This is a genomic window from Gilliamella sp. Choc5-1, assembly GCF_001690595.1.
In the GTDB taxonomy this organism is placed as follows: Bacteria; Pseudomonadota; Gammaproteobacteria; order Enterobacterales; family Orbaceae; genus Gilliamella; species Gilliamella apicola_M.
Genome location: NZ_LZHH01000111.1, coordinates 59865 through 76344 on the forward strand (window position 1 = coordinate 59865; position 16480 = coordinate 76344).

Here is a 16480-nt window from a genome sequence, read left to right on the forward strand (position 1 = left end):
ATGGCTAAAAATTTAATTAGAATTAAAAAAGTAAAAAAACTAAAGCGAATACGTAAATGGAAAAAACGAAGTGTAGCTATTTTAGCTATTATCATCTTTTTAATTACTTTTGTGATCCTATTTATATATACAAGCCTTGGTGTAAAAATAACTACTTATGCTTTAAATAAATTGTTACCTGAGTTAAAAATAGCTCAAGTTGAAGGCACCTTTCATGATCTGCATATACAAGGGCTTTCACTTGAATTAAAAGGTATTGATGTTCAACTTAATGACGCTTCATTTTCACTCACAGGTCTTTGCCTATTAAAAACTGAAATCTGTATAAATCAATTTAATGCTAATGGCGTAACGGTTAATATTGATACTACAAAAATTGAAAATTCACCTAATAAAATCGAAAGTTCAACTGATAATCAACCGATTTCACAAAGCCCTTTTGTAATCAAAACACCATTACCAATAGACCTTAAAAAAATTCACTTAACTGATATCAAAGTCACAGTAAATGATATGCAATTTGGCATGTCAGATTTTACTGGTAAAGCTACATGGGTAAGTCAGCAAATTTATGTTTACCCTGCTGTTGCAACAGATTTAAGTGCTATTTTTGCAGATAATAAAGCAACCGATGTGCCCGTTAAAAACGCAGATGACAACAATATTGCACTTAACGAAAAGATCACACAACTATTTAATCAACCTCTACTTGAATCACTACCTCAAGTTAACATTCCATTAGATATTAATGTAACAAGTTTAACAGGCAATAACTGGCTATTGCATATTGGTGGACAAGATTATCGATTTAATAATGTTGTAATTCAAACCAATATTATTAATAGTCGTATTATTGTAAAACAACTCGACACCGATGCAACAACACCTTATGCCAATGGGCATGCTTCTGTATCGGGCGAGATTACCTTGCGTGATGACTGGCCGTTATTAGCATTAGTCAAAGCACATACCGAACAAAACCAATTAAATGCACAATTTTCTGGCAAATTGCTTGGAAAGCTGTTAACCAACGCAACCCTTGATGGCTCAAATCAAATGAAAATAAACGGGCACATCAATTTTATAGAAAAATATTTACCTATCATGGCTCAAATTGAAGGTAAGCACATTCAATGGCCAATTGAAGGGCAAGCACAGTATCAATTAAATGATTTTGCCACATCAATAAATGGTAATGTGCAACAATATCAAATGTCAGCAAAAGGCAATATAAAAGGAAACGAACTGGCCAATACTTTTTTTGATATTGCCGGAACAGGTACCAATCAAGATACAATCATTGACCATGCTATCATTAAGTTACCTCAAGGTGAAGTTAACATAGCAGGAAAAGCCAATTGGCAACAAGCACTACAATGGGATACTAGCATAAAACTCAATAATGTTGATATCACCAAAGAACTACCAAATTATCCAATTCGATTAAATGGCCAATTAAAAACAACAGGATCATTAGAAGGCAATAAGTGGGAGTTAAAATTATCTGATTTACAGTTAAAAGGTAATATTAATCATGCAGATCTTTTAGCCTCTGGTAACCTGTTTATTAATTCTGAAAATAAAGCCACAGCTAATGATTTTGCCATCAAATGGGGAAAAAATCAGATCAATTTAAATGGCTCAATTGAAAAAGGCAACCTATTGGCTAAGCTAAATCTTGAATCATTATCGTTATTAGTTGACGGTATGGAAGGATCGGTTGTGGGTAATATTAAACTCAATGGTTCAGCTAACAATACCATTATCGATACCAATTTATCGATTAATTCGCTCTCTTTTAATGCAATCAAAGTAGCTAAAGCCAACCTTACAGGAAAAATTGAATACAAAGAACAAACCAGTGGCAACATCAAACTTACAGGGCAATCAATAGAACTGCCAAGCCAAACCATTAAAAATGCCAATATCGAACTATCTGGTAACGAGAGTCACCATACACTAACGATGAAAATCAATGGCGATCCAGCATCATTAACCACTTCATTAATAGGGAAACTAGATAAAGCTCGCACAAAATGGAGTGGAACAATGCCACATGCCCTACTCAATTTAGGCAAGAATAATAATTGGCAACTCGTTAAATCTTTGGATTTATCTTATGATATCAACAATCAAATACCTACTATTAATGCTCACTGCTGGGTAAATGATAATTCAAGTATATGTCTTGATAAACAATTGGTAATTGCTAAAAATACTGATACCATCATTACGCTCAAAAAAATCAATCTATCAAAATTGCCAATGCTAAACAATGGTGAAACCAAACTTACTGGTAATGTTAATGGTAAAATAAACATTCAATTTAATAATAACAATACAATACCATCAATAAAAGCCAATATAACAAGTAATGATGTTTATATTCAACAAATAGTTACCTCGCAAGAACTATCAATACCGTTCAAACTATTTAAAATTGATGCTGAGTTTAATCAGCAGCAAGCTAAATTAGATTGGAATTTTGACTTAAATAAGCTCGGCAAAATTAACGGTAATATTGCTATTATAGCTCCAACTGAACAAAAAAAATTAACTGGCCAGTTGAAGATAGATCAATTAGCATTATCAATAATTAATTCATTATTAGACAGCAAAGATTATGCTAAAGGGGCGATTAATGGAATGGTCAAATTTTCAGGATCATTAAATGACCCACTGTTAACCGGTAACATAAACCTAAAACATAGCGAAATACAATCAAGCCAATTACCGATTGATATTAAATCCGCTAAGGTTGATATCAATTTCAATGGTAAATCATCCACATTAAAAGGTGTTTTAACCACGCATGCTGGCAACGTTAATATTAACGGTAATGCTAGCTGGAACACTTTTGATAAATGGCAAGCATCGTTAACGGTTAATGGCGCTGCAATTGAAGTGTCCGTTCCACCAATGATTGTTATGACTGTTGTTCCTGATATAAAAATCAATGCAACACAAGATGAATTAACATTACTAGGAAAAGTAAGTATTCCCAAAGGAAAAATAACGGTTGAATCACTACCTGCATCAAGCGTTGATGTATCATCGGACGAAGTTATGCTTGATGTCAATCGAAAAGAAATAAAACCTCAAGAATTTGGCATGAAACTCTATAGTCATATCGAAATTGATATCGGTGATAAAGTAACTGTTGATGCATTTGGCTTAAAAGCTTCGCTTAAAGGTAACTTAATTGCAACACAAACTAATAAAGGACTTGATCTACATGGCGAAGTGTTAATTCCAAAAGGACGATTTTATGCCTATGGGCAAGACTTGATTATTCATAAAGGGATCATTACCTTTTCAGGAACCACAGATCAAGCAATGCTGGATATTGAAGCAATTCGTAATCCTGAATCAATGGAAAACAACAACATCATGGCTGGGATTCGTGTTACAGGATCGTCTCAATCCCCTAAAGTTGAAGTGTTTTCAGATCCAGCCATGTCACAACAAGAAGCCTTATCGTACTTAATTCGAGGCCAAAGTCTTGATAACGCTGAACAAAGTGATAGTGATATGATGACAGCACTACTAGTTGGTATTGGCACAGCAAAAACAGGCAAATATATTGGCGATATCGGTAATGTATTTGGCATCAAAAATCTAACACTTGATACGCAAGGTGCAGGTAACAACTCCAAAGTAGTAGTTAGTGGCTATATATTGCCTCACTTACAACTAAAATATGGCGTAGGTATTTTTGATTCACTAGCGACGTTTACTTTGCGTTATAGACTAATGCCCAACCTTTATTTGGATGCGACATCAAGCTTAGCGCAAACATTAGATATTATTTATCAAATTGATTTTTAATATTACGGCAAAATCCCTCGCATTTTTTACAGTAATTTAGAAAATTACAGTAATAAATATAAAAAACAAAATTAACGCCCATAGGGCGCTTATCTGTTATAGGTAGGTACTGCCTACACGGCAGTGAACATCTACTCAGATGCTGAAATAGCTAAGCGCTGTTTCTAAACTGCCTACACGGCAGTGAACGAACAGCGGCAAAAAAATTCAGCTCAGAATACTTTCTAAACTGCCTACACGGCAGTGAACATTTTGATACACACTCAATTTACGGCTTTGATTTTCTAAACTGCCTACACGGCAGTGAACTTTATAACGATAGCCGACATTAATCGCCAAAATTTCTAAACTGCCTACACGGCAGTGAACAGCCTGATAGTGGTTTTGAAGCGTTTTATTTATTTCTAAACTGCCTACACGGCAGTGAACAGCCAGTAATGATGATTTGCAAATATTACCAGATTTCTAAACTGCCTACACGGCAGTGAACTTGGTACAGTTCAAATACTGGAACGCCAGTACTTTCTAAACTGCCTACACGGCAGTGAACGAGCTACAAGTGCACGATCTTAAATATGGTAATTTCTAAACTGCCTACACGGCAGTGAACTTAAAGCAATACTCAGCTAGTGCGTGTGCTGTTTTCTAAACTGCCTACACGGCAGTGAACTTTAAACCATGCGTCGGGTGCTTGGCGGGTCATTTCTAAACTGCCTACACGGCAGTGAACTTTTAACGCCAATGATTGCGCCGGCATTGATTTTTCTAAACTGCCTACACGGCAGTGAACACGGCAGTGTTGAATTCGGCAATACAGTGGCATTTCTAAACTGCCTACACGGCAGTGAACCTAAACCGCCGGCACCAGCTCAGGCTCAGCAATTTCTAAACTGCCTACACGGCAGTGAACTAGAAGCTAATATACTATCAATATAGTATGTAAAAAGGCAAATAGGTATTTAGGTTTTAAAAACCCTTTTTTTAGAGATAAATTTAATTTATTGATTTTATTAACTTTTAAAATATAGCTAAAAAAAGGGTTTTTGTTTTTAGATTTTGTTGCTTTGTTATTTCTTAATATTTCCCAACTTTAAAGTTCAAAATACCCATTGGCTGAGTTTTTAATAAACGCTCCAGATGGAAAAATAACAACAAATCAGCTATGCTATAGCACCTATAACAGGTAGCTATAAAATGGCTAATATGAAAGTAAAAATCAGTGACTTTCTAATCAGGCAACACCTATTTTTTATTTAGGAATTTTGAAAATATGACTTCCAATAACGCCCAATCAATGACAGGAACGCAACAACGCGATCAACTACAACGCCAAATTTGGAAAATTGCCGACGAAGTCCGTGGTGCTGTCGATGGTTGGGATTTTAAACAGTATGTACTTGGTTCTTTGTTTTATCGCTTTATTAGTGAGAATTTTGCTAATTATATTGAAGGTGGCGATGAGAGTATCGATTACAGCACATTATCCGACGATGTCATTAACGATGAAGTTAAAAAAGACGCAATAAAAACCAAAGGCTATTTTATTTATCCTAGCCAACTATTTTGTAAAATTGTAGCGGAAGCTAATACCAATCCAAGTTTAAATACTGACTTGGCTAATATTTTTAATGCGATTGAAAGCTCAGCCATTGGTTACCCTTCAGAAAGCGATATTAAAGGATTATTTGCCGATTTTGATACCACCAGTAACCGATTAGGTAATACGGTTGCCGATAAAAACAAACGGTTAGCCGCAGTACTTAATGGTGTTGCCGAGCTTGATTTTGGCGATTTCGCAGACAATAAAATCGATCTGTTTGGCGATGCTTATGAGTATTTGATTTCTAATTATGCCTCGAACGCCGGTAAATCAGGTGGTGAATTTTTTACGCCACCGAATGTGTCGAAATTAATCTCACAATTAGCCTTACATAATCAAAAAAAGGTTAATAAAATCTATGACCCGGCGGCTGGTTCGGGTTCTTTATTGTTACAAGCGAAAAAACAGTTTGACGAGCATATTATTGAGGATGGATTCTTCGGTCAAGAAATCAACCATACCACCTATAACCTTGCTCGAATGAATATGTTTTTACACAATATCAACTATGATAAATTTGAAATTGCCTTAGGGGACACGCTGCTTAATCCCAAATTTGGCAACGAAAAGCCATTTGATGCCATTGTTTCAAATCCACCCTATTCAATTAAATGGATTGGCAGTGATGATCCAACCTTAATCAATGATGACCGATACGCACCTGCCGGTGTACTGGCACCCAAATCGAAAGCCGATTTTGCCTTTATTATGCATGCACTAAGTTATTTGTCCGAGCGAGGGCGAGCGGCAATTGTTACCTTTCCGGGGATATTTTATCGAGGTGGTGCGGAACAAAAAATTCGTAAATATTTGGTCGATAATGATTTTGTTGAAACCGTAATCTCGCTCGCACCAAACTTATTTTATGGCACATCGATTGCGGTTAATATTTTAGTGCTTGCCAAAAATAAAACCTTCAAAACAACACAATTTATTGATGCTAGCAAACTGTTTAAAAAAGAGACCAATAATAATGTGCTCACTGATGAACATATTCAAGAAATTATGCAAGTATTTGCTAGCAAGCAAGATATCGAATATTTTGCTAAATCGGTCGATAATCAAACCATTGCGGAAAATGATTATAATCTATCGGTCAGTTCGTATGTTGAAGCCAAAGATACCCGTGAAGTGATTGATATCGCCAAGCTTAATGCCGAAATAAAAGATACCGTAGCTAAAATTGATAGTTTACGTTCCCAAATTGATGCAATTGTGGCGGAGATTGAGGGATGAATAAGAGTAATAACATAACTGAGTTGCTAAAAGGTGTTGAGGTTGATTGGAAAGCTTTGAGCTCTGTTGCCCAATATGTTAGAGGGCTAACTTATAACAAAAAAAATGAAAGCAACAATAGCATAGGATATAAAGTACTACGTGCAAATAATATTACACTATCAAACAATACGCTAAATTTCAATGATGTTAAAATTATCAATTTGGATACCAAAGTTAAAGATACACAAAAACTTTATAAAAACGATATTTTAATAAGTGCTGCAAGTGGAAGCCGTGAACACGTTGGAAAAGTTGCTTTCATAACTAATGATATAGATTACTATTTCGGTGGTTTTATGGGCGTGATTAGAACCTCAAACAAAATCAGCCCTCGTTATTTATTTCACATTTTAACAAGTGAAATTTTTCAAAATTATCTAAATGAAATGTTGAATAGCTCAACTATAAATAATTTAAGTTCAAAAATTATAGAAGGATTCCAAATTCCCATCCCCCCTCTACACATTCAAACCGAAATTGTCCGTATTTTAGACACATTCACAGCCCTCACAGCAGAGCTCACAGCAGAGCTCACAGCAGAGCTTACCGCAAGGAAAAAACAATACAACTATTATCGAGATAAATTGTTGACCTTTCAAGAGGATGAAGTTGAGTGGAAGGCTTTAGAAAGTATAACTTTACCAACAAGCAATATAAGATGGAAAGAAACAGATCGTATTTACAAATATATTGATTTAACTTCTGTTAGTCGTGAAACTAAATCAATTATTGGAACAACTGAAATAACAGCTATAAATGCACCAAGTAGAGCACAAAAAGTTGTTGAAGAAAATGATGTTATTTTTGCAACGACTCGTCCAACACTACAAAGATTCACATTAATAGAAAAAGAGTTTTCTGAGAACATTGCAAGCACAGGTTATTGTGTTTTAAGAGCAAATCGTAATTATATTCTACCTAAATGGATTTACTACAATATTTCATCTACACGATTTAATAATTATGTTAATGAAAACCAAAGTGGTACTGCATATCCTTCAATTTCAGATGCAAAAGTAAAACAGTTTAAAATCCCAATTCCCCCACTCAAGGAACAAGCCCGTATTGTCGAAATTTTAGATAAATTCGATGCGCTTACCAATTCAATCACCGAGGGGTTACCGCGTGAGATAGCATTACGCCAAAAACAATATGAATATTATCGGAATTTATTATTAGACTTTCCGAAAGAGTAAGAATCATAAGATAGAGTTATAAAAAGATGAATACCATATTAAGGAATATTGCTGAAAAGCTGGATAAAAACAATAGAAAAGTCCAATTAATCTATGCCTTTAACGGTACTGGTAAAACACGTTTATCTCAAACATTTAAAAATTTTATTATATCGCAGCATAAAGGCGATAAAGAGAATAATGCAGCCTTAACAAGGCACAAAATCCTTTACTATAACGCTTTTACTGAGGATTTATTTGCTTGGGATAATGATAAACACCAAGAGGGTGAACATCAATTAATCATAAAACCTAACTCATTTACTGATTGGATTTTGAAAGACCAAGGACAAGACCAAAATATTGTTCGTTACTTTCAATCCTATACTCACCAAAGATTACTGCCGCATTTCAATGAGGATTTTTCTGCTATTACTTTTTCGCTGGCAGGAGATAATGAGCAGCGTATGGATAATATTAAAATATCCAAAGGAGAAGAAAGTAATTTAATTTGGAGTATTTTTTTCACCTTGATTAGTTTGGTGATTGCCGAGCGCAATATTACTGATAAAAGCGAACGCTCGACTAATGAATTTGACCATTTACGCTATATTTTTATTGATGATCCCGTCAGTTCGTTGGACGAAAATCATCTTATCCAATTGGCGGTAGATATTGCCCAATTAATTAAATCTAGTGAATCTAAAATTAAATTTATTATTACGACCCATAACCCACTGTTTTATAATGTACTTTATAATGAATTGAAGTTGTCAAACGGTTATATTCTAAGACGATTTGAAGACGGTGAATTTGCATTAGAAGAGAAAAAAGGCGATTCAAATCACTGTTTTTCTTATCATCTTTATTTAAAAGATATTTTACAACAAGCCATTCGCGAACAAAAAATTGAAAAATATCATTTTACCCTTTTACGTAACTTATATGAAAAAACTGCCTGTTTTTTAGGCTATCAGCAATGGTCAGAATTATTGCCTGACAATAAACAGGCCTATTTAACACGAATTATCAATTTTACAAGTCATTCAAAATTATCCAATGAAATGCCCCCTGAACCTTCCGATCCTGAAAAGCAGATTGTTGCCTTTTTACTGAATCATTTACTCGAAAATTATAATTTTAAATAGCTGGAATAGACTATGACGACTTATACAAAACCAATTGCCGAAACTAATAGCTACATTATTTTAGATAACTACAACAAACTTGAAGAGACGGCTGCTGTTTATCAGACTGAAACGGATTTAGAAAATGAATTTATTCATGATTTAGCTCGACAAGGTTATGAATACTTACCGAATTTAAATACGCATGAAAAGTTATTAGCAAATATTCGCGAGCAGTTGCAAACACTAAACAAAATGCAATTTACGGATGATGAATGGCAACGTTTTGTATTAGAGTATTTGGATAAACCCAATGAATCGATGATCGATAAAAGTCGCAAAATCCACCACGATCATATTTACGATTTTGTTTTTGATGATGGTCATATTCAAAATATCAAACTTTTAGATAAAAAAGAGGTCGCTAATAATAAATTACAAGTTATCCATCAATTCCAGCAAACTGGTAATTATACAAATCGTTATGATGTGACGATTTTAGTGAATGGCTTGCCGCTTGTGCAAGTTGAACTAAAAAAGCGTGGTATTGCTATTCGTGAAGCCTTTAATCAAGTACATCGCTATAGTAAAGAGAGTTTTAATCAAGACAATTCACTATTTAAATATTTACAACTGTTTGTTATATCAAATGGTACCGATACGCGCTATTTTGCTAACACGACTAAACGTGACAAAAATAGCTTTGATTTTACAATGAATTGGGCAAATGTTAAAAACGAACCAATAAAGGATATAAAAGACTTTACCGCAACCTTTTTTGCCAGCCGCACGCTATTAAATGTGTTACTGACTTATTCGGTGCTTGATGTAAATGACACATTGTTAATTATGCGCCCTTACCAAATCGCCGCCACCGAGCGTATATTATGGCAAATCATTAGCGCTTATCATGCCAAAAAGTGGAGTAGCTTACAAAGTGGTGGTTTTATTTGGCACACAACAGGTTCTGGCAAAACATTAACCAGTTTTAAAACGGCACGCCTTGCAACCGAATTAGAATTTATTGATAAAGTTTTTTTTGTGGTGGATCGTAAAGATCTGGATTATCAAACCATGAAAGAGTATCAAAAATTTTCAAAAGATAGTGTGAATGGTTCAAATAGTACCGCAGGGCTTAAGCGCAATATTGAGAAAACCGATAATAAAATTATTGTCACCACTATTCAAAAGCTTAATAATTTAATGAAAAGCGATGATAGTTTAGCAATCTATGATAAACATGTGGTATTTATTTTTGACGAAGCGCACCGCTCCCAGTTTGGCGAAGCTCAAAAAAACTTAAAGCGTAAATTTAAAAAATATTACCAATTTGGTTTTACTGGTACGCCGATTATGCATACTAACGCAATCGGAACGCAAACTACAGCGGATGTTTTTGGTCGTGAACTGCACGCTTATGTATTAACCGATGCAATTCGTGACGAAAAGGTACTAAAATTTAAAGTTGACTATAATGATGTGCGTCCTAATTTTAAATCGATAGAGCAAGAACAAAATCTCGAAAAACTCAGCGCTGCTGAAAATAAAAAAGCATTGCTCCACCCAAACCGTATTGAGCAAATCACGCAATATATTCTGAATAATTTTAAACAAAAAACCCACCGATTAATGGGCAAAAGTAAAGGGTTCAATGCCATGTTTGCAGTGAGTAGTGTAGATGCGGCTAAACTCTATTATGAGTCATTCAAAAAACTACAAGAAGGTGCAAATCAGCCGTTAAAAATAGCCACGATATTTTCTTATTCTGCTAATGAAGAACAAGATGCGCAAGGTAATTTTGCCGATGAAAGTTTTGAAATAGACGCCTTAAATCAAAGTGCTAAAGAGTTTTTGGCTTCTGCGATATCAGATTATAATCAGATGTTTAAAGCTAACTTTGATGTCAGTAGCGATCAATTTCAAAACTATTATCGCGATTTGTCTTTAAAAGTAAAAAATCAAGAAATCGATCTATTAATTGTCGTTGGCATGTTCCTAACTGGCTTTGATGCCCCAACACTTAATACCTTATTTGTTGACAAAAACCTGCGGTATCATGGGTTAATTCAAGCCTTTTCACGCACCAATCGTATCTATAATGCCACCAAAACCTTTGGTAATATTGTGGCGTTTCGTGATTTAGAACAAGCGACCATTGATGCAATAAAAACATTTGGTAAAAGTAATACTCATGAAGTAGTGTTAGAAAAAAGCTTTAAGGAATACATGGAAGGGTTTACTGATAAAGATTCAGGTAATTTCCACAATGGCTATCTAGCCATCGTTGCCGAGTTACAAGAAAAGTTCCCACGCCCTGATGAAATTATCAAAGAAAAAGATAAAAAAGAGTTTGTTAAATTATTTGGTGAGTACTTACGTGCTGACAATATATTACAAAATTATGATGAATTTGTTGCATTAAAGGATTTCCAACAATTAGATATGACAGATGCGCAAGCAGTTTTAGCGTTTAAAAATAAGCATTATGTGACTGATGAAGATCTGCAAAAAATGCAAGCAGTTAAACTACCGACTGACCGCACAATTCAAAATTATCGTTCAACTTATAATGATATTCGTGATTGGCTACGCCGAGAAAAAGAAGCCAATCAACAAGATCAGCAAAGATTTGACTGGGATGATGTGGTTTTCGAAATTGATCTATTAAAATCGCAAGAGATCAATTTGGATTATATTCTTGAGTTAATTTATGAACAAAATAAACAAGAAAAAACCAAACAGGACATTGTCGAAGATGCTAAGCGATTAATTCGATCAAGCTTAGAAAATCGAGCTAAAGAAGAGCTAGTTGTAGAGTTTATAAAACAAACTGATCTTGATGCTATTCCAGATAAAGCCTCGATTATTGATGCGTTTTTCTTGTATGCACAGCAAGAATTACAGGTAGAGCTTAATTCCTTAATTGAAGAGGAAAATTTAAATGAAGCGGCAACAAAACGCTATATTGCATCATCATTAAAGCGAAAATATGCAACCGAAAACGGCACAGAGTTGAACGAGATTTTACCAAAAATGAGTCCGCTGAATCCCCAATATTTAATTAAAAAGAACCGAGTCTTTGAAAAGATCGCCGCATTGGTTGAAAAGTTTAAGGGTGTTGGTGGTGAAATTTAATTGTTAACAGTTAAATTCGCTAATAATTAAAGGAAGATGAATGATCGATTTCTTATTCATCTTCCTAATAATTCATCATTCAAACTTACTTTGAGTGATTTTGTACGCAAAATCTTGCATTTTCGTAGTGGTAAATAATGGTTGAAAAGTCAAAAGGTTCGCCAGCTGTGGTATAAAATACCTCTTCCACACAAAGAGCTGGTTCACCTGCTTGTAAGCCAAGATATTGAGCGGTTTCGGCATCAAGTTTGATGACTTGAAAATATTTATCAGAAAAGCCAATATTAATATTATAATTATCTTGAATGTAACTAAAAATTGAGTTTTCAACAATTTCTTTATTCAAGTAATTGATTAATTTTTTGCGATAATAAGATTGCTCTAGGCCATATAATTTACCATCAACATAGCGCAGGCGTTTAATAAAATAAACATCCTCATCGTCATCACACTGTAAATTATCTTTTACCTTTGAGTTTGGTTTAATAAGATCGACATTAAGAACTTTGGATACACCATAAGTATCACCTAAATCAACCGTAAATCCATGACTTTGTAAAAAATTGAGATAGCCTCTTTTTTTACGTTGGCGTACAAAAATACCACTACCTTGCACTTGGTAGATCACCCCTTGCCGTTCAAGGCAATCAAGCGCTTTGATAATTGTGCTACGACTGACCTGATATTGGTTAATTAAGCCTTCAATATTAGCAAGTTGCGCCCCTTTTGGTAATTGCTGCTGATAAATCAGCTGTTTAATCTTCCCTGCAACATATTGATATTTAACCATTCAAAATTATTTTCTATTCTACAAAAGTTTAATGATTATTTTATACAGGTTATATTTAATTTTTAAACTAAATTACATAAAAAAAGAGATCTAGATCACAAACAATATAATTGATCATTAACAATTTAAAATTTCAGACTAAGATAAATACCTTAACTTGCTTTAAGGAGCTAAATCAATGTCATCAAAAATTAGAGACTATAACAAACTCGCTGTTGATATTTTAAATGAACTAGGCGGTGAAAATAACATTGTGACAGTTGCGCGTTGTGCAACTCGTCTTCGCCTTGTTACAAAAACAACCCCAGATCAAGCAAAAGAAAACATAGCAAAGCTACCTGGTGTTATTACTGTGGTTGAAAAAGGAGGACAAATTCAAGTTGTAATTGGTACTAACGTTGATAAAGTCTATAATGCATTTATTCAACTTGTTAATACAAATAACAATATTGAAACTAACAGTGATAATAATATCTTAAATAAAATCATTGCAACAATGTCGGCAGTTTTTGCCCCGTTTGTCTATATTTTAGCTGCATCAGGAATTTTGCAAGGTATCTTGATTTTACTTAAATTAGCCTGTCCTGAACTAGAAAAAACGGGGACTTTTGAGGTATTCAATTTCATCTCTTGGGCGCCTTTTGTTTTTTTACCTATTTTTATTGCCATTACGGCTTCGCAACATTTTCGTTGTAATTTATATATTGCAGTTGCATGTTGTGCTGCACTGTTATCACCAACATGGACTGAGTTTGCAAAACTAATAAGCGAAGGGCACGAAATTGATCTATTTGGTATTGCGCTATCAAAAACCACTTATGCCTCAACCGTTTTACCACCACTATTTTTAGTTTGGTTACTTTCATATTTAGAACGGTTCCTAGAGCCTCTCCTACATAGCATTATAAAGCCAGTTTTACTGCCATTATTTAGTCTTGTTATAATGGTTCCATTAACATTGCTTATTGTTGGTCCATTAACTGCCTATGGTGCACAATACATTGCTAACGGTTATAATTGGTTTGTCAGTCTAGCACCTTCAATAGCTGGTGGGATTATTGGAGCCGTTTGGCAAATCTTTGTTATTTTTGGCGTGCATTGGGGGATCACACCTGTCATTGTTGAAAACTTTAAACAATATGGTCAAGACTCTTTCCAAGCATTTCAAACCATTGCCGTTATTGGTCAAGTCGGTGCAGCATTAGGTTTTTATTTAAAAACCCAAACTCAAGAGATGAAAGGCGTTTCGTTATCTGCTTTTATCACTGGCTTATTTGGTATAACCGAACCTGCTATTTATGGTGTTAACTTACGCTTTAAAAAACCATTTATTTATGGTTGTATTTCTGCATCTTGTGGTGGTATTGTGGCTGGATTTGTTGCACCTCACTATGTTGCTTACGCTGGTTTGCCTGGTCCTTTAACTATCGTCAATGCGATCAGCCCTCATAATCCAGATTCATTTTTGGGTGTTTTAATTGGCTCAGGCATTGCTTTATTTGGACCTGTAATTTTAATCCAAATATTTGGTACAGGTGAAACAAAGCAAGATATAGCTAACATTAAAGATGATACCCCTAAAATTCTTCTTGATGAGGTTGAAATTACAAGCCCAATGACAGGTAAAGCGTTACCGCTAAGCGAAGTGCCAGACCCTGCTTTTGCGCAAAAATTGATGGGAGAAGGGATTGCAATTGAACCTACTGATAATCATGTTTATGCACCTTTTGATGGCGAGGTAACTGCAGTATTTGAAAATTCTAAACATGCCATTGGGTTAACATTAGATAATGGCGTCGAATTGTTAATTCACGTGGGGATTGATACCGTTAATTTAACTAATAATGAGTTTGAATATCACATTGAATTAAATCAAAAAGTGAAAAAAGGAGATTTGCTAATTAGCTTTAATCCTGATGCTATTAAACAAGCTGGTTATCCATTAATTACGCCAATTATTATTGTTAACACCGATCAATACCAATTAATTTCATTAACCGATAAAACTGACGTAACGATTAATGATATCATATTTAAAATTAAGCAATAACAAGGAATAAAAAATGACTAAAAAACCATTTTTATGGGGCGGTGCTTTAGCCGCTCACCAATTTGAAGGCGGTTGGAACGAAGGCGGTAAAGGCCCAAGCGTTGTTGATGTCATGACAGCAGGTGCTCATGGCGTTGCAAGACAAATCACTCAAGATATCGAAGCCGATAAGTTTTACCCAAATCATACTGCAATTGATTTTTATCATCATTATAAAGATGATATCAAACTCTTTGCTGAATTAGGTCTTAAATGTTTGCGCACCTCGATCGCTTGGACTCGAATTTTTCCAAAAGGTGATGAGCTTGAACCAAATGAAGAAGGCCTACGTTTTTACGATGATGTTTTTGATGAATTAATTGCTAATGGAATTGAGCCTGTCATTACCTTATCGCATTTTGAAATACCTTTACATATTGCTCGCCATTATGGTGGTTTTAGAAACCGCAAAACAGTTGAATTTTTTGAGCGCTTTGCCATTACTTGCTTTGAACGTTATAAACATAAAGTAAAATATTGGATGACGTTTAATGAAATCAATAACCAAATGGATACCAGTAACCCAATCTTCTTTTGGACTAATTCTGGCGTCCAAGTTAAACCGGGCGAAAATCCGCAAGAAGTCCTGTATCAAGTTGCTCACTATGAATTGTTAGCCAGTGCCAAAGCGGTGATTGCCGGTAAAAAAATCAACCCTGATTTTCAAATTGGTTGTATGGTTTCACATGTGCCAATTTATCCATTTTCATGCAATCCTGAAGATATGATGGCATCAGAAATTGCAATGCATCAACGATTCTTCTTCCCTGATGTTCATGTTCGTGGCTATTATCCAGCTTATGCCTTAAAAGAGTTTGAACGAGAAGGTTACAAACTTGATATTACTGACGAAGACTTAGCCTGTTTGAAAAAAGGTACTGTTGATTACATTGGTTTTAGCTATTACATGTCTACTGTTGTTAAAGCTGATGCCAAAAATGATAATCGTGACAACATTGTTAACGGCGCATTACCAAATGCCGTTGAAAACCCTTACATCAAAAGCAGTGATTGGGGATGGCCAATTGACCCTGAGGGTTTAAGGTATACATTAAATCGCTTATATGATCGTTACCAACTACCTTTGTTTATTGTTGAAAACGGCTTTGGCGCCATTGATGAACTCGAAAACGGCAATCAAATACACGACAAACCGCGTATTGAATACTTAGGTGCCCATATTAAAGCCATGCAAACCGCTATGGATTATGATGGCGTTGATGTCATAGGCTATACCGCTTGGGGTATTATTGATGTTGTTTCATTCACTACTGGCGAAATGAAAAAACGTTATGGCGTCATTTATGTTGATCGTGATAATGAAGGAAACGGCAGCATGAAACGTTATAAAAAAGACTCATTTGAATGGTATAAAAACGTCATTAGTACTAACGGTGAAAGTTTAAAATAATAATTCTCAATTAGTTATTATTGTATGAGGATGTTTAAGGCGTTGCC

Annotated in this window: 8 protein-coding genes and 1 CRISPR repeat array; of the genes, 7 read left to right on the forward strand and 1 reads right to left on the reverse strand. The window is 34.8% G+C overall.

The features are described from left to right. From tamB to A9G35_RS09990, 5 genes are all read left to right on the forward strand, one after another. Positions 1-3828: an autotransporter assembly complex protein TamB gene (gene tamB, locus A9G35_RS09970; RefSeq protein WP_065636725.1), complete on the forward strand. Its 3828-nt coding sequence runs from the start codon at positions 1-3 to the stop codon at positions 3826-3828. A 161-nt stretch (positions 3829-3989) separates the two neighbouring features. Further along, positions 3990-4738: direct repeats of the CRISPR family, unit length 28 nt; unit sequence TTTCTAAACTGCCTACACGGCAGTGAAC. A 384-nt stretch (positions 4739-5122) separates the two neighbouring features. Next, positions 5123-6664: a type I restriction-modification system subunit M gene (locus A9G35_RS09975; RefSeq protein ID WP_065636755.1), complete on the forward strand. Its 1542-nt coding sequence runs from the start codon at positions 5123-5125 to the stop codon at positions 6662-6664. Further along, entirely contained in the window at positions 6661-7902 is a 1242-nt protein-coding gene (locus A9G35_RS09980) for a restriction endonuclease subunit S (protein ID WP_065636726.1), read from the forward strand. The genes A9G35_RS09975 and A9G35_RS09980 overlap by 4 nt, the downstream gene beginning before the upstream one ends. Positions 7903-7928: 26 nt before the next feature. Continuing rightward, positions 7929-9029: an AAA family ATPase gene (locus A9G35_RS09985; protein WP_065636727.1), complete on the forward strand. Its 1101-nt coding sequence runs from the start codon at positions 7929-7931 to the stop codon at positions 9027-9029. 12 nt (positions 9030-9041) lie between these two features. After that, a complete protein-coding gene (locus tag A9G35_RS09990; protein ID WP_065636728.1) occupies positions 9042-12143 on the forward strand; it encodes a type I restriction endonuclease subunit R in 3102 nt (1033 codons plus the stop codon). 85 nt (positions 12144-12228) lie between these two features. Here A9G35_RS09990 and A9G35_RS09995 read toward each other — a convergent pair whose 3' ends face one another. Beyond that, positions 12229-12933 (reverse strand): GntR family transcriptional regulator, encoded by a 705-nt coding sequence (locus A9G35_RS09995; protein WP_065636729.1) that lies wholly within the window; start codon positions 12931-12933, stop codon positions 12229-12231. Positions 12934-13111: 178 nt separating this feature from the next. Here A9G35_RS09995 and A9G35_RS10000 point away from each other — a divergent pair, with 178 nt between their 5' ends. Next, positions 13112-14983 (forward strand): glucose PTS transporter subunit IIA, encoded by a 1872-nt coding sequence (locus A9G35_RS10000; protein WP_065636730.1) that lies wholly within the window; start codon positions 13112-13114, stop codon positions 14981-14983. A gap of 13 nt (positions 14984-14996) precedes the next feature. Then, positions 14997-16433 (forward strand): 6-phospho-beta-glucosidase, encoded by a 1437-nt coding sequence (locus A9G35_RS10005; protein ID WP_065636731.1) that lies wholly within the window; start codon positions 14997-14999, stop codon positions 16431-16433. Positions 16434-16480: the final 47 nt, after the last annotated feature.

Excerpts from the sequence above, each read along its gene's own strand:
- tamB (WP_065636725.1), top strand. The coding sequence starts at position 1 with ATGGCTAAAAATTTAATTAGAATTAAAAAAGTAAAAAAACTAAAGCGA.
- A9G35_RS09975 (WP_065636755.1), top strand. The coding sequence starts at position 5,123 with ATGACAGGAACGCAACAACGCGATCAACTACAACGCCAAATTTGGAAA.
- A9G35_RS09980 (WP_065636726.1), top strand. The coding sequence starts at position 6,661 with ATGAATAAGAGTAATAACATAACTGAGTTGCTAAAAGGTGTTGAGGTT.
- A9G35_RS09985 (WP_065636727.1), top strand. The coding sequence starts at position 7,929 with ATGAATACCATATTAAGGAATATTGCTGAAAAGCTGGATAAAAACAAT.
- A9G35_RS09990 (WP_065636728.1), top strand. The coding sequence starts at position 9,042 with ATGACGACTTATACAAAACCAATTGCCGAAACTAATAGCTACATTATT.
- A9G35_RS09995 (WP_065636729.1), bottom strand. The coding sequence starts at position 12,933 with ATGGTTAAATATCAATATGTTGCAGGGAAGATTAAACAGCTGATTTAT.
- A9G35_RS10000 (WP_065636730.1), top strand. The coding sequence starts at position 13,112 with ATGTCATCAAAAATTAGAGACTATAACAAACTCGCTGTTGATATTTTA.
- A9G35_RS10005 (WP_065636731.1), top strand. The coding sequence starts at position 14,997 with ATGACTAAAAAACCATTTTTATGGGGCGGTGCTTTAGCCGCTCACCAA.